This is a genomic window from Mycetocola sp., from assembly GCF_025464835.1.
GTDB lineage: Bacteria > Actinomycetota > Actinomycetes > Actinomycetales > Microbacteriaceae > Mycetocola_A.
Window position 1 is genome coordinate 18,119 of record NZ_JAODMP010000018.1, and the last position, 18,380, is coordinate 36,498.

Consider the following 18,380-nt stretch of genomic DNA (forward strand, 5'->3'; position numbering starts at 1 on the left):
CCGCATCTCGCGAGAAGCTGAGCGCCGAGGTGTGGCATCGTTGCCACAGGGGGACTATAAATCCGAAGCGGTAGGCCTACAAGACCATTGGCAAGAGTCGCGAACCGGCTATTATGCGCTTCGCCGCCGGGCTATCCTGTGGCTCGTCGGCCGTTCTGTCGTGTTCGCGCCGGCCGCAACCGAGAGGCATGTTCATGGCTGGATCCGGGGCGGCACTACCCGCCCATCGCGCGACGTTGAAGGACGTGGCGCGAGCGGCAGGCGTCTCCCAGTCGACGACCTCCCGCGCCATGAGTGGTGAGGGTTACGTCGCCGAGGCCGTCCGCGTGCGGGTCCTCGCGGCCGCGGATGACCTCGGCTATGTTCCGCACGCCATGGCCCGCAACCTCCGGAAGCAAGTCAACCGTTCCATCGGGGTGCTCGTCTCAAACCTGCGCAACACCTTCTACGCCGACCTCGCGGCAGGGATCGCGGGCCGCGCCCGCAGCCAGGGTTACACGATGATGCTTGTCGACGACGAGGGCCTCACCGACGTGGAACTGGGCGCCGCTGAAGCATTCGTCGCCACGAGGGCGGCCGGTGTGATCGTGACGCCGCTGTCTGCTGTCGTCTCCGCCTATCTGCTCAAGCAGAACATTCCGGTGGTGGAAGTGGATCGCCAGTTCTCCGCCGACCGGTGCGACGGAGTCATCATCGACAATGCCGACATCGCCAAACGGGTGACAGACCACCTCCTCGACCTGGGCCACACCCGCATCGCACTCCTCATCGATGAAACGAACCGGACCACGGGTGCTGAGCGCTTCGCCGGCTACCGGCGCTCGCTCGAGGAATCCGGCATCCCCGCCGACCCTGCCCTGATCGTGTCGGCGGGTTGGGGCGTCGACGACGCACGCAGGGCCTCGGTGAACATGCTCGCCAGACGGGACCACCCCACGGCGGTGTTCGCGGCGAACAATGTGCTCGCCGAGGGGGTGTGGCGCGCGGCGGCCGATCTTGGACTCCGCATCCCCGAGGATCTCAGCCTGGTGTCTTTCGACGATGCGCAATGGATGAGCATGGTCACTCCCGGTATCACCGCCGTGGCACAGGATGCCGTCGCGCTCGGCAGCACCGCTATGGACCGCCTGCTCGAACGGATCGAACACCCGAATGCCGACCCCGTGACTGTGGTGCTCGGTTCTCAGATCCGGCCGCGCGGCTCGACCGCCGGGCCGCGGCAGCTCTGAAGCCGGGCACCCTCGTGGTTCAGGATCTCGGTGTGGTTCAGGATCTCGGTGGCGTAGCCGGCGGCGTGCACATGCCAGAAGCCAACAATCGCTACATGAGGTGGTCAGGACAACACTGGGAACGAACTCGATGCACTCCCATGTGGGATCGTTCTCATGTGGGTGCAGTCACTGTAACTTCTGTTCCGCGGGAGCGCCGCTTGTCGGGGATCGATTCGATAACGGGCGCTTCAGCCCTGGAAGTCTTCAGGGTCGACCTCATCCAGGAATTTCCGGAACTCGTCCACCCGTTCTTCCTGGTCCACAGGATCCGTTCTGTCGCCTTCGTCGACGATGCCCGCCTCCTCGAGGACCTCGTCGTTCACCCAGATGGGTGCGTCGACACGCGCAGCGATGGCGATCGCATCCGACGGGCGAGAATCGATCGCGAGCGATCCCTCTCTCGTGCGGAGCGTGATCTCTGCATAGAAGGTGCCATCCTCGATTTTGGTGACATCAACTCGTTCGACGGTGGCGCCGACCGCCGCGAGCAGTGTCTTCATGAGGTCATGCGACAACGGCCTCGGCGCTTCAGCGCCTTCGACGGCAATGAGGATGGATGTCGCTTCCTGGGCGCCGATCCAGATGGGAAGCATCCGCTCACCACCGGCAGCATCCAGCGGTTTCAACAAGATGAGGGGCTGGCCGCGAGAGTCCAGCGCGACGCCGACGATGCGAACCTGAACCATGGCAACCTCCCCTGGGGGAAACGGGTCTGATCTCTCATGGTAGGTCAGCTGGGGGTATCCGCGGTCAGGAATCTACGAGTGCAGGTCTTCGGGATCACTGCCGGTTCCGGTCGATCCCGAGAGCTCGGCGTCGATCACCGTGGCCCAGAGCGGGCTGGTCGGCCGAAAATCGGGGTCTGCTGCCATGCCCTTGATCTGTGCTCCGTGCCGTGGGCACGCGCCGCCTTAGGCGGGCATTCGACAGGGGACGGCAGGCCGGAACGGGCGATTGGTCCTGTTAAGGGCGCGCCCGAGCGGTTCGACCCTGTTGAGCGTGCGGCGGGCCTACTCCGGCGGCAGCAGGAACCCGTCGCTGACGAGGGCACGCACACGCGGCAGTAACTCTTCACGCAACTCCAGGTAGTCGGCGTCGAGCAGCTGGGCGATCGCCGCGACCACCGCGGCGACTGAGAGGTCGCCGTCGCTGGCACCGACCAGGGCGGAGAGCCCCGTGTCCATGCGAACCGTGCGGCCGAAACCACCGCCCTGCCGCAACATCAAAGCGGTCGGATGCTCGGCTCCCGGCCAGTAGTGACGCTCCTCGGTCACATCCGGGGCGGCGATGAGCTGCGCGAGGCCGAGTTCCTCATCGGACCGGACCGCCTGCCAGTCATGCCCGGCGAGAGCGGCCGCCAGATGCACACCGAGGCCCGTCTCGTTGGAGCCGAGGGCGCCGTGGAGTCGCTCGAGCCGACGCAGCGTCGGGGAGCCGTCCAGTGGCATCCGGAGCGTGATGTAACCAAAGCCGACCGAGGTGACGCGGCGGGCGGCGAAGTCGTCGAGCCATGCGGTGTAGAGCCGTTCGAACTCCGGCGTGCCCGAGCGGGTGCCGCCGTCGCGGATCCAGGTTTCGGCGTATTGGGCGGGGTCCTGCACATCGCGTTCGATGACCCAGGCGTCGAGGCCGGTGCCGTCGACCCAGCCGCCGACGCGGCGGAAAGCATCCTGGCCGACGCGGTACTCCCAGTTGCCGAGCAGTTGGGCAACGCCGCCGGGGTGCAGGTGCGCCGCCGCTCCACGGATGACCGCTTCGACGAGCGCGTCCCCCTCCATGCCACCGTCGCGGTACTCGTAGGAGGGAACACCGTCGCTCCGCGGTGTGATGACGAAGGGCGGGTTCGAGACGATCTGGTCGAATCGTTCACCGCGCACGGGCTCGAAGAGGTCGCCGTGCCGGAACTCGATGTTGTTGATGCCGTTGAGTTCGGCGTTGATCCGCGCGAGAGCGAGGGCACGCTCGGAGATATCGGTGGCGACGACCGATACGGAGTGCCTGGCTGCGTGCATCGCCTGGATGCCGCATCCGGTCCCGAGGTCCAGGACGCTGCCGACCGGGGTCTGCATCATCAGGCCGCTGAGGGTCATCGACGCGCCGCCGACCCCGAGCACGTGTTCCTCACCGAGGGGCCGGCCGAGGGCCAGTTCGCCGAGGTCGGATACGATCCACCAGCTGCCGGCGCCAGCGGCGTCGACGAAGCTGTACGGGCGCAGGTCGAGGAGCGGCCGCACCTCAGCGCCGTCCGCGGTGACCAGCCCCAGCTCCGTCGCGCCTGCGACGCCGAGCGTTGGCAGGGCCGCTGCGGCGTCATCGCGGTCGACCCCGAGGCCGAGGATGAACAGCCGGGCGAGCGTTGCGGATGCCTCGACACCCGTCTCCGCGCGTCTCCGCGCGAGCGCACGCAGAGCAGGAACCCTTTCGTTGCGGTGCAGCGCAGCATCCGCTTCGTCGCCCCACAGGCCGGTGAGGGTGGTCACCGTGAACCTGGCGGAGTCGAGGTCGGATCTAAGGCGGTGCACGAGCTCAGAAGTCACGGTTCCCAGTCTGGCACCGTGTGGCTGCGCATAATTCCGCCATATCCCGGCTCCGTCGGATTGAACCCGCCCCCGCTGCCCGATCACGGCCGGATTGGCGGAGCTATGCTCACAAAACTCCGGCTCCGTGAGCACCCGGCGCGGTTCGCGCTCGCCCTTTTGCTTCACGCTGCCGAAACGGCACCCGCGCGTAGCAATGTCACCCCCGGGTCCGCTCCGCCGGGGGCGGATGCGGCCTGTCAGGAGCACCTGCGAAGCTGGGCACATGACGAACACCAGTACCGACACCCGCGCTAACGCCCTCGAGATCCTGCGCACCCTCGTCGGTTCGCCAGACGCCGACTTCCACGAGGGCCAGTTCGAAGCGATCGAGACGCTCGTGGCCGACCGACAACGCGCTCTGGTCGTGCAGCGCACCGGCTGGGGCAAGTCCGCTGTCTACTTCGTCGCCACCCTGCTGCTGCGCCGCCGGGGAGCAGGCCCGACCCTGCTGGTGTCGCCCCTGCTTGCCCTCATGCGCGACCAGGTCGAAGCCGCCGCACGCGCAGGAGTGCGCGCCGTCGCCATCAACTCCGCGAATCCGCACGAGTGGGGCGATGTGCTGCAGAAACTCGACAACGACGAGGTCGACGTGCTCCTTGTCTCGCCCGAGCGGCTCAACAACCCCCGTTTCCGCGAGGACCAGCTGCCCAAGCTCATCCCGCGCACGGGCCTGCTCGTCGTCGATGAGGCCCACTGCATCTCAGACTGGGGTCACGACTTCCGGCCGGACTACCGGCGCCTGGGCGACCTCATCGCTGAGATGCCGCACGGCGTACCCGTGCTGGCCACCACAGCAACCGCGAACTCCCGGGTCGTCACCGACGTCGCCGAGCAGCTCGAGCACGCAGGAGGCGCACCTGTCGTGACGATCCGTGGGCCGCTGGCGCGAGCATCCCTCCGACTCGGAGTGCTGCGTCTCCCAGACGCCGGCGCGCGCCTCGGCTGGCTGCTCAGCCACCTCGGCGACCTGACCGGCTCAGGCATCATCTATGCGCTGACCGTCTCCGCAGCCGAAGACACCGCGCGGCTGCTCCGTGAGGCTGGGCACGAGGTGCAGGCGTACACCGGTCGAACGGATGCCGGCGACCGGGAAGGACTGGAACAAGCGCTCAAAAACAACCAGGTCAAGGCGCTCGTCGCGACGAGCGCCCTTGGCATGGGTTTCGACAAACCCGACCTCGGCTTCGTGATCCACCTCGGAGCACCATCCTCGCCCGTCGCGTACTACCAGCAGGTCGGCAGGGCGGGCCGCGCCGCGAAGATAGCGGGAAAGACAGCGAGCGCCGATGTGCTGCTCCTTCCCGGTACCGAGGATGAGGCGATCTGGCAGTACTTCGCCACCTCGTCGATGCCGAACGAGCACAAGGCCCTCGCCGTGATCGAGGAGCTCGCCTTCGAGGGTGCCCCACTGTCGACGCCTGCCCTGGAGGCACGGGTCAACCTCAAGCGCACACCGCTCGAACTGTTGCTCAAGGTGCTCGACGTCGATGGCGCCGTGCAGCGGGTCACCGGCGGCTGGGTGTCGACCGGCAAACCGTGGGTGTACGACGCGGAACGTTACGAACGCATCGCCGCGGCGCGCGTGCAGGAGCAGAACGCGATGCTCGAGTACGAGCGCACCTCTGGATGCCGCATGGAATTCCTCCAGCGGGCTCTCGACGACGACACCGCCGTGCCCTGCGGTCGATGCGACAGCTGCGCCGCTGCGGCCGGGCAGCCGGCCTGGTACCCGAGCGACGTGGGTGAGGAGGCATCGGGCCAGGCGCGGCAGTCTCTCAGCCGGGTCGGCGTGGCCATCGAGCCCCGCGCCCAGTGGCCGACCGGAGCGGACAAGCTCAGCGTGCCGGTGAAGGGCAAGATTGCTCCCGCAGACAGGGTCGAAGCAGGGCGAGCCCTTGCCCGGCTGACCGACCTCGGCTGGGGTGGAACGCTCCGTGACCTCTTCTCGCCAGGGACCCCGGACGCCCCTGCCAGCCACGCGCTTGTCCAGGCCTGCATCCGAGTGCTCGCGGAGTGGGGCTGGGAGGAACGGCCGGCCGCCGTCGTGAGCGTCCCATCGCGGCACAGACCTCAACTGATCGACTCGGTCGCCCGTGCCCTCTCCGACGTCGGCCGGTTGCCTTACCTCGGCACGCTCAGCCTCGTGAACGGCGGCCCGTCCGGCGAACCCGGCGGCAACAGCGCCTACCGTCTCGCCAGCGTCTGGGACCGGTTCGGCCTTGACCCTGAGCTCGTAACCGCCATCGAGGGTTACCGCGGTCGCCCCGTTCTGCTGGTCGACGACCTGGCCGACAGCCGCTGGACGATCACTGTCGCCGGCCGTCTGCTCCGCGGCGCCGGCGCATCCGCTGTGCTTCCGTTCAGCCTCGCCGTGCAGGCGTAACGGGCACGTCTCCGGCGACCACCGTCGACAGGTCAGGACCGAAGACGAAGCGGCGCTCACAGTATTCGCCGTCGAGCGCTGCGGGGAGCCAGTGTTTCGCGTCGTCCCACATGCGGTCGAACGGGATGTCGTCGGCCCGGTGCCAGCGCAGCAGAAGCTCATCGGACTCGACGATCTCGCCTTGCCAGACCTGCGTCGCAAACACCCACGAGATCTGACTCCAGGCCGGCCGATCCGGGAATTCGTAACGGATGCGTCCCAGCGGCGTGAGGTCCGCCTGGCGCACGTGCAGGCCCGACTCCTCAAGCACCTCACGCACGACGGCCTGCTCCGGCGATTCGCCTGGCTCGAGCTTTCCGCCCGGTCCGACCATCTTTCCCAGGCCGAGGCCCTTCTTCTTCTCGCCGAGCAGGACGTCGTAACCACCTGATCCGGTTTCGCGCAGGATGTAGCAGACGCAGACCTGAGGGAGGTCGGGGAGCGCGGTGGTCATTCTGCGAGCGTACGCCGCTGTGAGGCTCAGCGCTTCTCGGCGAGCCGAGCGCAATCGATGCACAGTTCGGCGGCGGGCCGGGCGTCGAGCCGAGCGCGGCCGATCGGCTTGCCGCAGTGTGCGCACATCCCGAAGCTGCCGTCATCGACACGGGCGAGTGCCTTGTCGAGCACGACGAGCTGCCGAGCCGCTTCCTCCTGGAGACCGGTGAGTCTGGACCACTCGGAGGCGATCGTGGGGCCCTCGGGGTCGTGCTCGTCATCGGACTCACCGTCCCGTGCGACTCGGACCTCTGCCAGCGAAATCTCGTGATTCTCCCGCTGCCGCAGCAACTCAGCGCGCTGCTCTTCAAGAACAGCCCGGAAATGTTCCAGTGTTGCCGTGCTCAACCGTGAGTTTTCCATGACTCATCGTTGCACGCGGCCCATAGTTTTCCCTGAATTGCGCAGGCGCGCTGCCCGTTCTGCTCCCGCGGGGGAGTAGGCGTACCCTTTAACGGTCATCAAGCGCGATCCGGAAGGGGCCGACATGACCACAACACCATTCGACCTCGACCGCATGCGCCGATACGCCCGCGACGAACTCGACGTGATCATCGAGCACCGCTGCCGAGCGGGTGAAGACCCGTATGACTTCATCCACGACCTGCCGACCGTCGACGAGCTCGTGGTCTACGAGTTGAGGGCCGACGCCCTCGACGCTCGCGGCCTCACCACTCAGTACACGATGGCCCGGTATGCCGCTCGGAGCAACCGACCGGATGCCGACACCCACCGCCACAACGTCGCCCGGCTGGAGTACGACCTTCTCAGGGAGATCGCGCTCGAGCACCCGGACCTCACACGCACAGTCTGGACCATGATCGGCGAGATCGGACTGTAACACCCTCCGGGTGGTTCAGGACCGGGTGCATTCCCGCCGCGGCATGCTCCACGATCGGACTCGCTGGACAAAGGATCACCTGAGCGGGTGAGGGCGGCGGGCGTGAATGACCACCCGGCCGGCGGCTGCGCGGAGTGGCTGGCGGCATCCGCCCAGCGTCCCCCCGTAGAATCAGGTCTCATGCTGGCGAGGCCCCGAGCCAGCGAGAGCCTATGACCAAGAACCGACTTCCGAAGACGCTGCGTGTGCTCGCTGCCACCGCAGTCGGCTTGGTGTCCCTTGGCGCCGGGACGGGTGCCGCAGCGGTCGACAGCACCTCACCGCGCCCCGTGACGAACCACGCCGCACCTGCCTCCGCACCAGCCGCTGCTCCCATCGAGGACATCACGGTCGAAGTCAGCCAGTCAGCGAGCTTCCTCACCGCCGATGAGGCGATGACGCTCACAGTGACCATCGACAACTCCACCGCGGCAGAGCTGCCCGCCGGGAACCTCGTGCTCGAGTCCGGCATCGAGCCGATCGAGTCGCGCACAGCGCTGGCGGACTGGCTGGCAGGGACCGGCAAGCTCTCGAGCGATCGCTTACTGACGAGCGTGCCCGTTCCGGTGCTCGAGCCGGGGGCGCGCCACACCGCCACACCGATCACGGTCAGCGCCGCTCTGCTCGGCCTGCCTGCCGAAGCGGGCGCGTACCCCCTCGACGCGAGCTACACGAGCGGGAACACGGTTGTGGGCGCATCGGAGGCGATCGTCCACACGCCGGATGCCACCCACCGCCCTCTCGGCGTCGCGGTGGCTGCTCCGATCACCGCGCCGCCAGGGACGACCGGGCTTCTGGGTGGCGACGCCCTTGCGCTCTACACGTCCCCGACCGGCGTGCTCACCCGCCAGCTCGATGGGCTGATCGACCGCCCTGTCGCGCTGGGAATCGATCCGATGATCATCGCGTCCATCCGCGCCCTGGGCAGCGCGGCGCCCGCGTCAGCCGTGAACTGGCTCGACCGCCTCAGCCGCGCCACCAATGAGACGTTCCCCCTCCAATTCGCTGACGCCGACGCATCCGTCCAGGCGCAGGCCGGTCTGCCTGGGCTGCTGAATCCCATCTCGCTCCGGTACAGCCTGGACCCGGAGAACTTCGCCGATGCCGCGGTTCCGGGTGACCCAACCGACCCCAACAACCCGGCCACGCCCACTGAACCGACTCCCACACCGGACCCGACGGCGACATCGTCGCCGAACCAGGGGCCCGCAGAGCCGACACTGCCGACACTCGCTGAGCTGACGGAGTGGCCGTACACAACGACGGGAATCGTGTGGCCGGCTGACGACACGGTCCAGGTCGCTGACCTGCCGGTGTTCACCGCATCCGGCGCCACCACCACCGTCGTATCGTCCAGCAATGTAACCGCTCAAGAGGGTTACACCCTGGGGGCTGCCGGCGCCGCGGGTGACACATCCGTCCTCGTTTCGGACGCCGGGGCATCCGAGGCGCTGCGCGACGCTGTCACCGCCGTCACCACTGACGAGCAACTGGATGCCCTCGCCGACCTCGCCAGCCAGCTGATGGTGTTCGCCTCCGAGGAGGACGCCTCTGAGCGCACGCTCCTGCTCACACTGGACCGCGGATGGCCGTTGTCGGGATCCCGCCTGAGCGACGCGATCACGGGGCTGCTTGCCATGCCGGCCGTCGCCGCGACGGTGCTGAGCGCAGCGGTCATGGAAGAGCCCACTGCCGTGACGATCATCGACGCACCGCAGGCACCCGATCGCCTTGCCGTTGCGAAACGCCTGCACACCCGTGAAGCGAGCCTGGCTGAGTTCTCCACCTTGCTCGACGAGCCGGAACTGCTCACCGGCCGCGAACGCGCCGAGATTCTCTCGTTGCTTGGCGTCGGCTGGCGCTCGGACACCGACGGCTGGACGAGCGCCATCAACGCTCACGACACCGCGACCACGACCACCCTCCAGTCCGTATCGATCACCGCGACCAGCCCGATCCTCATGGTGAGCAACCAGTCATCGCTTCCATTCTCGGTACGGAATGAATACGACCTGCCGGTGACGGTGGTCCTGCAGGCGTCCAGTTCGAGCCTGAAGCTCAGCGTCGACTCGAGCGTCACCCAGAAGATCGCGGCGAACGCGCGTGAGTCGGTGCGGGTGCCCGTCGAGGCCCGACTGGGCAACGGCGACGTCTCGGTGCGTCTGCAGCTCTATTCACCCCAAAGCGCCGTGATCGGCGAAAGCTCGCTCGTCCCGGTCACCGTGCGCGCGGATTGGGAGGGCATCGGCGCTGCCGTCCTCGTTACGCTCGTCACCCTCCTGTTCATCGGAGGACTGATCCGCACGGTGCACAAGCGCCGAGCCGACCGGCGTCAACCATCCGACGACGGTGCCGCGACCGGCACGGATGCCACAGCGATCGACAGCGTGGACGCGGGGGAGCGATGACGAAAACGACCGAAAGCGAGAGCATCGGACGGGCCAGCATCTTCCTGGCATCCGGGACCATGGTGTCGCGCATCCTCGGCTTTGTGAAGGCGATGCTGCTCGCGACCACCATCGGTCTGGTCAGCAGCAAGAGCGCCGACGCGTTCGGGGTAGCCAACCAGCTGCCGAACACTCTGTATGTCATCATCGCGGGCGGCGTGCTCAGCGCGATCCTGGTGCCATCGATCGTCCGCTCGATCGTGCACGCCGACGGCGGGCGCTCCTACGTGAACAAGCTGCTGACCATCACGCTCGTCGTGTTGTTCACAGCGACAGCCCTCGCCGTCGTCCTCGCCCCGTACCTCGTTCACCTCTACTCCTTTCGCCTCGACCCTGAGGCGCGGGCGCTTGCGATCACGTTCGCGTACTGGTGCCTTCCGCAGATCTTCTTCTACGGGCTGTACACGGTCCTCGGCGAGATCTTGAACGCACACAAGCTGTTCGGGCCGTTCACCTGGGCGCCGGTGATCAACAACGTCGTCGCCATGGCAGGACTGGTTCTCTTCATCCTCTTCTTCGGTGCCGACCCCAACGGGAACCGGCTCGTCACCGAGTGGACGCCAGACATGATCATGCTGCTGGCCGGCACAGCGACGTTCGGCGTGGCTATGCAGGCGCTCGTTCTTTTCTTCTTCTGGCGGCGGATCGGACTGAGCTACCGACCGGACTTCCGCTGGCGCGGCATCGGCCTGCGGGCGACGGGCAAACTGGCCGGCTGGTCATTCGCGATGCTCGCTCTGACGACGCTTGCCGGGCTCATCCAGAGCAACGTCGCCCTGATCGCATCAGGAAACGGGCCGTCAACAGCGACGCTGCAGAACGCCTGGCTGATCTTCATGCTGCCGCACTCCGTCATCACCCTGTCGGTGGCCACCGCCTACTTCACGCGACTCGCAGAGCACGTGCGGGAGAACCGTGCTGAAGAGTTGAAAACGGATGTCTCCGCCGCCATCCGCCAGATCACCCTCTTCATCGTGCTCGCCACCGCAGGGCTCATCGTGCTCGCGTTCCCCTTCGCCAGTCTGTTCACCGCGGCGTTCACCGACACGGCGGCGATGGGATTTGTGCTCATCGCCTACCTGATCGGCCTCGTGCCGTTCGCCGTGCTGTTCGTCTTCCAGCGCACCTTCTATGCCCTGGGGGACACCCGCACCCCGTTCTTCTTCACCCTCGTCCAGGTCGCGGTCTACATCACCCTCGCCCTGGTGTGCTCGCTGCTGCCGCTCCGGTACATCGGAATCGGGCTCGCCATCTCGATGTCGATCTCGATCGTTGTGCAGATGGTGACCGCCGGCATCCTCCTGCGCAGGCGGATCTCGGGTCTTGAGATCGCCCGCATCGTGCGGAGCCTGGTCATCTACTCGGCCGCGGCGGTCCCCGCCGTTCTCGTCGGGGGCGGGCTCGTCTGGCTGTTGGGAGGCTACACAGGGGGCTGGGCCCTTGCCTCCGTCATCGGCGCCCTGGTGACCATGGCTGTCGTCGCCACCGTCATGTCTTTTGTCTATGTCGGCACCCTGATCGCCATGCGCTCACCAGAGCTGCGCGAGGCGATCGCCCCGATCACGCGACGCCTGCGCCGCCGTTGATCCATCGGAGCGTCCTGGGGCCGCTCGCGGGCCGATTTGCCTGGCACGTGCGCGCTGGAACCCACGCCGGCCGTGCCACCGCGCCGGCGAGCCCTGTGCTTCAACGCGAGGCACACATCCCGCGAGGAATATCGTCGAACTAAGATGTGTTCCACTCAGCGACTGACATTTTCCAAGGAGCTTCTGTGCGCAACGTCATCATCATCGGGTCCGGTCCGGCCGGCTACACCGCCGCTATCTACGCGGCTCGGGCCAACCTCAACCCGCTGCTTCTCGCCTCGAGCGTCGAAGCCGGCGGTGAATTGATGAACACGACAGAGGTCGAGAACTACCCCGGTTTCCCTGAAGGAATCCAGGGTCCCGAACTCATGACCAAGTTCCAGGAGCAGGCGGAACGCTTCGGGACCGAGGTCATCCTTGACGACGTCACCGAGGTTTCGCTCGAGGGTGAGGTCAAGACCGTGAAGACCGGGTACTCGGGCGACTTCGAGGCGGCATCCGTCATCGTCGCAACCGGCAGCGCGTACCGCAAGCTGGGACTCGCCGACGAGGAGCGCCTCTCCGGCCGCGGGATTTCGTGGTGTGCCACGTGCGACGGCTTCTTCTTCAAGCAGAAGACGATCGCGGTGGTCGGCGGCGGCGACTCAGCCATGGAAGAGGCAACCTTCCTCACCCGCTTCGCGTCCAAGGTCTATGTCATTCACCGCAAGGACACCCTCCGGGCGTCCAAGATCATGCAGGACCGCGCCTTCGCCAACGACAAGATCGAGTTCATCTGGAACTCCGAAGTCGTCGGCATCTCCGGTGAGAACGCCGTCGACGGTGTCACGCTCAAGTCGACCGTCGACGGAACCGAGAGCCACCTCGAACTCGGCGGCCTCTTCGTCGCGATCGGCAACGACCCGCGCACACACCTGTTCCACGGGCAGCTCGAGCTCACGAAGGACGGCACCATCGCGGTCGACGGCAGGTCCTCGCGCACGAACCTGCCCGGTGTTTTCGCCGCTGGTGACGTCATCGACCCGACCTACCGTCAGGCGGTCACCGCCGCCGCATCGGGTACCGTCGCCGCACTCGACGCAGAACACTTCCTCGCCAGCCTCGAGCAGGAAGCCAACCACAACCCGGAGATCGCGGCAGCTGTCGCGGCATCCGTCTAAACTTCGATCCATCCACAAAGGAGATAACCCATGTCAGCACGCGCCGTATCCGAAAGCACCTTCGACAAAGAGGTTCTGCAGAGCGCCCGCCCGGTCCTCGTCGACTTCTGGGCCGAATGGTGCGGTCCCTGCCGCATGGTGTCGCCGATCCTCGACCAGATCGCCACCGAGAACATCGACAAGCTCGACATCGTCAAGGTGAACGTCGACGAGAACCCCGGCCTCGCCATGCAGTACCAGATCACCTCGATCCCTGCGCTCAAGGTGTTCAAGGGTGGCGAGGTGGCACAGACCATCATCGGCGCCAAGCCCAAAGCAGCCCTCGAGGCCGACCTGGCCGCCTTCCTGGCGTAGCCCGACGACCCTCGATATCGACCCGTCCGGCACACGCCGGGCGGGTCGTTTCTCGTTTAACAGGCGCTAGGAGCCACGCCGCCGCAATTGGCATCACCCCAACCCAGCTAACATCAAGTAGGAACCAGGAACGGAAGAACAGTGTCAGAACCAGTCCACCGCCAAGCATCCGGAAACAATCTCGACCCGTGGTACGGCGCATACGCCGCCCGCACGGCCGGGTTGGCCGCCAGCGAGGTCCGTGCACTGTTCGCCGTCGCCAGCCGCCCAGAGGTCGTCTCTCTGGCCGGAGGGATGCCTTACGTGTCTGCCCTCCCCGAGGATCTGGTGACGGATGCCATGAGTCGCGTCATGCGCGAACAGGGGCCTGTCGCACTGCAGTACGGCTCAGGACAGGGTGTCGAGAAGCTGCGTGAGCAGACCCTCGAGGTAATGGCGCTTGAAGGCATCCAGGGCAGCGCCTCCGACGTCGTGATCACGACGGGAAGCCAGCACGCGCTCGAGCTGTTCAGCAAACTCTTCATCGACCCGGGTGACGTTGTTCTCGCCGAGGGACCGAGCTATGTCACCGCGATGGTCATCTTCAAGAGCTACCAGGCGCAGGTCAACCATGTTGCCATGGACGACGACGGGTTGATCCCGGAGGCGCTGCGTGAACAGATCGCGCGACTCAAAGCCGATGGCAAGAAGATCAAGTTCCTGTACACGATCCCGACCTTCCACAACCCCGCCGGCGTCACGCTCTCTGAGGCCAGGCGCAGTGAAATCCTTCAGATCGCGCGGGAGAACGACATCCTGGTGCTCGAGGACAACCCATACGGCCTGCTCTACTTCGACCAGAAGCCCCCAGCGGCGCTGCGCTCACTCGAGAGCGACGGGGTCGTCTACCTGGGCACCTTCTCGAAGACTCTGGCACCGGGTTTCCGGGTCGGCTGGGCACTCGCCCCGCACGCGATCCGCGAGAAGCTCATCCTCGCCAACGAAGCGGCGATCCTGTGCCCGTCGTCGTTCAGTCAGCTCGTGATCTCGCAGTATCTCGACCAGGCGGATTGGAAGGGTCAGATCAACACGTTCCGAGGCGTCTACAAACAACGCAAAGAAGCGATGTTGTCGGCGCTCGGCGAATACCTGCCGGATCTCACCTGGACGAATCCCACAGGTGGCTTCTACGTGTGGCTCACCCTGCCTGAGAGTCTCGACTCCAAGGCGATGCTGCCGCGCGCGGTGAAGGAGTTGGTCGCCTACACCCCTGGGACGGCCTTCTACGCCGACGGTGACGGCCGCAGGAACATGCGTTTGTCGTTCTGTTATCCGACGCCGGAGAGCATTCGTGTCGGCATCCGTCGTCTTGCCACTGTGATCAACGGGGAACTGGACCTGCTCAACACCTTCGCTGGAACGGGCCGACTGACGACTGCACAATCACGTGGCCAGTTCACCGCACCCCCTCCGAACATGTCCTGACTACCGACGCACAGACCAAAGAAAAGGCCTGATCATGACTACATTCAAGAAGCTCGATATCGTTGTGCTCGCTGGCGGGATCTCGCATGAACGGGATGTGTCGATGCGGTCGGGGCGCCGGGTCGCCGAGGAGCTGCAGGCCGCTGGACACACGGTCACACTGCGCGACCCGGACGCCTCCCTGCTGTCTGCCCTGACCGAGAAAGCCCCCGATGTCGTCTGGCCGGCTCTCCACGGAGCCAGTGGCGAGGACGGAGCGCTCCAGGCTCTGCTGCGTGCCCGTGGCATCCGTTATGTCGGCTCTCACCCAGAAGCAGCTGGCCTCGCCTGGTTCAAGCCGACTGCCAAGGTGCTGGTTTCACGTGCCGGGATCGCAACACCGGACTGGTTGACCCTGCCCAACGGGACATTCCGTGAGCTGGGCGCCAATGGTGTCCTCGCTGAGGTGTTGCACGGGATCGGTGCCGCCGCCGTCGTGAAGCCGGCTCAAGGCGGCTCTGCGCAGGGTGTGACGATCGTGACGGATGCTGCGGATCTGCCTCGCGCAATGGTCGACGCCTACACGTACTCGGATGTTGCGCTGATCGAGAAGAAGATCGAGGGTACAGAGCTCGCGATCACCGTGATGGACTCGGGCCACGGGCCGGTCGCTCTACCGGCGGTCGAGATCCAGCCACTGTCGGGCGTGTACAGCTTCGAGGCGCGCTACAACGCCGGTGAGACGACGTTCTATGCGCCGGCCCGGCTCTCGGACGAGATCGCCGAGCGAGCCGCTGAGGTGGCCGTACAGGTGCATACCCTCCTCGGTCTCCGCCACCTTTCGCGGATCGATCTCATCGTCGACGCCGAGGGAGTGGTGTGGTTCCTCGAGGCGAACATGCTTCCCGGCCTGACCGAGACCTCGCTCGTCCCTCAGGCGATCGAAGCCGCGGGGCTGACACTCGCCTCCGCGTACAGCGCGTTGGCCGTGGCAGCAGCCACGGAGTAACCACCGCCGCTTGCGGGGGCTCAGGCTCCGTAGACGGGCTCACCGATCTCACCGAGGATCCTGTTGAGGTCACCGATTGTCGCGAAATCTATCGTGACCTGGCCTTTCTTTGCACCCAACGTCACCTTGACCCGCGTGTTGAGACGGTCGCCGAGGCGTTCGCCGATCTCATCGAGGTGGCCGTGGCGGTGACCCTGCGCTGCTTTGGGCTTCTTGGGGGCGAGCCCCTGGGCTGCGGCGGCTTCGGCGGCGCGCACCGAGAGGTCCTCGTTGACGATCTTGTCGGCGAGGCGCTGCATCCCCTCGGGGTTTCCCACGGAGAGGACGGCGCGGGCGTGTCCGGCCGTGAGCACACCGGCGGCGACGCGTTTTTGTACGGCTTCCGGAAGCTTAAGGAGCCGGATGGTGTTGGTAATTTGTGGGCGTGACCGGCCAATTCTTTGCGCGAGCTGGTCCTGGGTGATGCCGAAGTCTGCGAGGAGTTGCTGGTAGGCGGACGCCTCTTCGAGTGGGTTGAGGTTGGAGCGGTGAAGGTTCTCAAGGAGGGCGTCGCGAAGCATGTCCTCGTTCGCGGTGTCCTTGATCACGGCTGGGATGCTGTCGAGTCCGACTTCCTTCGTCGCTCGGAGCCGGCGCTCACCCATGATGAGCTCGTATTTGCCCTTCTCAGTGGCGTGCTGACGTACAACGATCGGCTGGAGCACACCGACTTCACGGATGCTGTGAACCAGTTCAGCGAGGTGATCGGCGTCGAAGTGGGTGCGAGGCTGCACAGCGTTCGGGACGATGTCGTTCGGGTTGAGGTTGACCAGTCGGGCTCCTGGAACCTCGACGAGCTGCTCCTCTTTCGCACGGCCGCTGACATTGTCCGGGAAGAACACGTCGACCGGTCGCCCGTTGTCAGTCATCTCCTGTGTCGCTGTGGGGATGAGTGAGCCGATTCCGCGGCCGAGACCGGTACGTTTCGCAGCCATTATTTTGTTGCTCCTTCAATGGGTGTTGCTGTCTTCTGCTGTGTTTGGGTTGATTCGGCGTACCGGTTGGCGATTTCGGCTGCCGCCTCGAGGTAGGAGATGGATCCCACCCCGCTCGGATCGTGGCTGATTACCGTCTGGCCGAAGCTCGGCGCCTCGGAGATTCGGACCGCTCGCGGGATCACGGTCTTCAGCACTTCGGCTGGAAAGTGCGCACGGACGTCGTCTGCCACCTGATGAGCGAGGTTTGTGCGTCCGTCATACATCGTCAGAAGGATCGTGGAGAGCCTGAGCCGCGGATTCAGGTGTTTCTGGATCAGTTGGATGCTGTTGAGAAGCTGGCTGAGGCCTTCCAGGGCGTAATACTCAGCCTGAATCGGGATCAGAACCTCTTCAGCGGCCACGAAAGCGTTGATTGTGAGCAATCCAAGTGACGGAGGGCAGTCAATGAAGACGTAATGGAAGGGAGTCTCGGCTTCAGCGACGAACTGTTCAAGCGCAGTGCGGAGGCGGTGCTCTCGTGCGACCTGAGAGACCAACTCGATTTCAGCTCCGGCCAGGTGGATGGTCGACGGGGCGCAGTAGAGCGTGTCGAATTCGGGACTCTTCTGGACCACTTCGGCCAGGGGAAAGTCGTCGATCAGTACGTCGTAGACGCTGGGGATCTCAGCGTGGTGATCAACGCCGAGCGCGGTCGACGCATTGCCCTGGGGATCCAAGTCGATCACCAGGACGCGGGCACCCGATTTGGCGAGAGCTGCGGCAACGTTGACCGCTGTCGTGGTCTTGCCAACGCCGCCTTTCTGGTTCGAGACCGTGAAAATCCGCGTATTTCCGGGCAGAGGAACGCGTGACTGAGCAAGATTCTTGCGGCGGTGGGTGAGGTCGAGGATCTCCCGCATGAGCGGGGATGTCTCTTCTGTGACTGACGTTCTACTCACCGGCTCTCGTTCAGATTGGGGATGTTTCACGTGAAACGGTCTCCGTTCTCTCGTTGTTCCAACCGTACCGGAGGACCTCCCCCAGCCCTGCCAAGCGCGCCGGGCGCGCTGTCTTCGTTCTGACCGAACTCGCTGAGACCCCCCGACGCGCTGGACGTTTCACCGGAAACGCTCCTTCGGCGATCGCGCTGGTCGAGATCAGTCACTGGGGCTTTCGACCACCTGGAGGACCTCCCCGGCGATCCGCTTGTGAAGATACACACCAGCACCGATGTTTCACGTGAAACGCACCCTCGGTCATTGAGCTTGTCGAGCTCCGCCACTGGGGCTATTTCGACGACCGGAAGGACCTGGGTGGCAACCCAGCTTCGGGAAATCCCGCGAGCACCTGATGTTTCACGTGAAACCCGCCCCTCGGGGTCGGACCGGTCGCGACCCTCCCGCTCGGCTACCCCCACGGGGCCGGACCGGTCGCACCCTCCCGCTCCGCTCACTTGGCGAGCTAGATGACCTATGGAACGTGGATCTGCGTTGATTGAAAATGTCGACATCCCGGCACTCATTCCGGCGCCATGACGGGTCGGCGTGGGCTTCCATCGGTCGACTCTGGCGGGATCCCCTTTTTCGGCCGCTTCTGGGTAGCTCACTGACCGCGGGCACCGTTGCAGCCCGTCGAGACCGCAGCCAGCCTGATGTTTCACGTGAAACCCACCTTCCCTGATCGAGCTTGTCAAGATCTTCGCCAAGTCTGATGTTTCACGTGAAACAAGGTGTCGCTCGCTCGAGTGTGTCCAGACTTCCGCCACTCGGCCTTTTGGG

The 18,380-nt window shown here is 65.5% G+C and carries 15 protein-coding genes; 9 read left to right on the forward strand and 6 right to left on the reverse strand.

Going from position 1 to position 18,380, the window contains the following annotated elements:
* Positions 1–194 precede the first annotated feature (194 nt).
* The gene (locus JWP90_RS02570; RefSeq protein WP_297359270.1) at positions 195–1,229 is read left to right on the forward strand and encodes a LacI family DNA-binding transcriptional regulator; all 1,035 of its coding nucleotides are present in this window, start codon (positions 195–197) and stop codon (positions 1,227–1,229) included.
* A gap of 230 nt (positions 1,230–1,459) precedes the next feature.
* Here JWP90_RS02570 and JWP90_RS02575 read toward each other — a convergent pair whose 3' ends face one another.
* Positions 1,460–1,957 carry a bifunctional nuclease family protein gene (locus JWP90_RS02575; RefSeq protein ID WP_297359272.1) on the reverse strand — a complete coding sequence of 166 codons (498 nt, stop codon included), beginning with the start codon at positions 1,955–1,957 and terminating at the stop codon, positions 1,460–1,462.
* 324 nt (positions 1,958–2,281) lie between these two features.
* A complete protein-coding gene (locus tag JWP90_RS02580; RefSeq protein ID WP_297359273.1) occupies positions 2,282–3,808 on the reverse strand; it encodes a methyltransferase in 1,527 nt (508 codons plus the stop codon).
* A gap of 265 nt (positions 3,809–4,073) precedes the next feature.
* On the opposite strand from JWP90_RS02580, the gene JWP90_RS02585 reads away from it, so the two are divergent.
* Positions 4,074–6,233 (forward strand): DEAD/DEAH box helicase, encoded by a 2,160-nt coding sequence (locus tag JWP90_RS02585; RefSeq protein ID WP_297359275.1) that lies wholly within the window; start codon positions 4,074–4,076, stop codon positions 6,231–6,233.
* On the opposite strand, the gene JWP90_RS02590 is transcribed toward JWP90_RS02585, so the two are convergent.
* Together JWP90_RS02590 and JWP90_RS02595 are read right to left on the reverse strand one after the other, a co-directional pair.
* The gene (locus tag JWP90_RS02590) at positions 6,211–6,726 is read right to left on the reverse strand and encodes an 8-oxo-dGTP diphosphatase (protein WP_297359277.1); all 516 of its coding nucleotides are present in this window, start codon (positions 6,724–6,726) and stop codon (positions 6,211–6,213) included. The two genes, JWP90_RS02585 and JWP90_RS02590, sit on opposite strands and share 23 nt — an antisense overlap.
* A gap of 26 nt (positions 6,727–6,752) precedes the next feature.
* On the reverse strand, positions 6,753–7,130 hold the full coding sequence (locus JWP90_RS02595; protein ID WP_297359279.1) for a TraR/DksA family transcriptional regulator: 378 nt from the start codon (positions 7,128–7,130) through the stop codon (positions 6,753–6,755).
* A 124-nt stretch (positions 7,131–7,254) separates the two neighbouring features.
* Here JWP90_RS02595 and JWP90_RS02600 point away from each other — a divergent pair, with 124 nt between their 5' ends.
* The 7 genes from JWP90_RS02600 (at position 7,255) to JWP90_RS02630 (ending at position 15,646) form a co-directional block, all read left to right on the forward strand.
* On the forward strand, positions 7,255–7,608 hold the full coding sequence (locus tag JWP90_RS02600) for a hypothetical protein (protein ID WP_297359282.1): 354 nt from the start codon (positions 7,255–7,257) through the stop codon (positions 7,606–7,608).
* Positions 7,609–7,820: 212 nt separating this feature from the next.
* Positions 7,821–10,055: a DUF6049 family protein gene (locus tag JWP90_RS02605; protein ID WP_297359284.1), complete on the forward strand. Its 2,235-nt coding sequence runs from the start codon at positions 7,821–7,823 to the stop codon at positions 10,053–10,055.
* Positions 10,052–11,680, forward strand: coding sequence for a murein biosynthesis integral membrane protein MurJ (gene murJ / locus JWP90_RS02610; protein ID WP_297359285.1), 1,629 nt, complete (start codon positions 10,052–10,054; stop codon positions 11,678–11,680). The genes JWP90_RS02605 and murJ overlap by 4 nt, the downstream gene beginning before the upstream one ends.
* A 185-nt stretch (positions 11,681–11,865) precedes the next feature.
* Positions 11,866–12,840, forward strand: a complete 975-nt coding sequence (gene trxB, locus JWP90_RS02615; RefSeq protein WP_297359287.1) for a thioredoxin-disulfide reductase — start codon at positions 11,866–11,868, stop codon at positions 12,838–12,840.
* Positions 12,841–12,870: 30 nt separating this feature from the next.
* Complete coding sequence (trxA, locus tag JWP90_RS02620; protein ID WP_297359289.1) at positions 12,871–13,194, forward strand: thioredoxin; 324 nt, start codon at positions 12,871–12,873, stop codon at positions 13,192–13,194.
* Between the two features lie 141 nt (positions 13,195–13,335).
* Positions 13,336–14,658, forward strand: a complete 1,323-nt coding sequence (locus JWP90_RS02625; RefSeq protein ID WP_297359291.1) for a PLP-dependent aminotransferase family protein — start codon at positions 13,336–13,338, stop codon at positions 14,656–14,658.
* 34 nt (positions 14,659–14,692) lie between these two features.
* Positions 14,693–15,646: a D-alanine--D-alanine ligase gene (locus tag JWP90_RS02630; protein WP_297359293.1), complete on the forward strand. Its 954-nt coding sequence runs from the start codon at positions 14,693–14,695 to the stop codon at positions 15,644–15,646.
* Positions 15,647–15,666: 20 nt separating this feature from the next.
* On the opposite strand, the gene JWP90_RS02635 is transcribed toward JWP90_RS02630, so the two are convergent.
* Together JWP90_RS02635 and JWP90_RS02640 are read right to left on the reverse strand one after the other, a co-directional pair.
* The gene (locus JWP90_RS02635) at positions 15,667–16,620 is read right to left on the reverse strand and encodes a ParB/RepB/Spo0J family partition protein (RefSeq protein WP_297359295.1); all 954 of its coding nucleotides are present in this window, start codon (positions 16,618–16,620) and stop codon (positions 15,667–15,669) included.
* Positions 16,620–17,522, reverse strand: coding sequence for an AAA family ATPase (locus JWP90_RS02640; protein ID WP_297359302.1), 903 nt, complete (start codon positions 17,520–17,522; stop codon positions 16,620–16,622). The genes JWP90_RS02635 and JWP90_RS02640 overlap by 1 nt, the downstream gene beginning before the upstream one ends.
* Between the last annotated feature and the right edge of the window lie 858 nt (positions 17,523–18,380).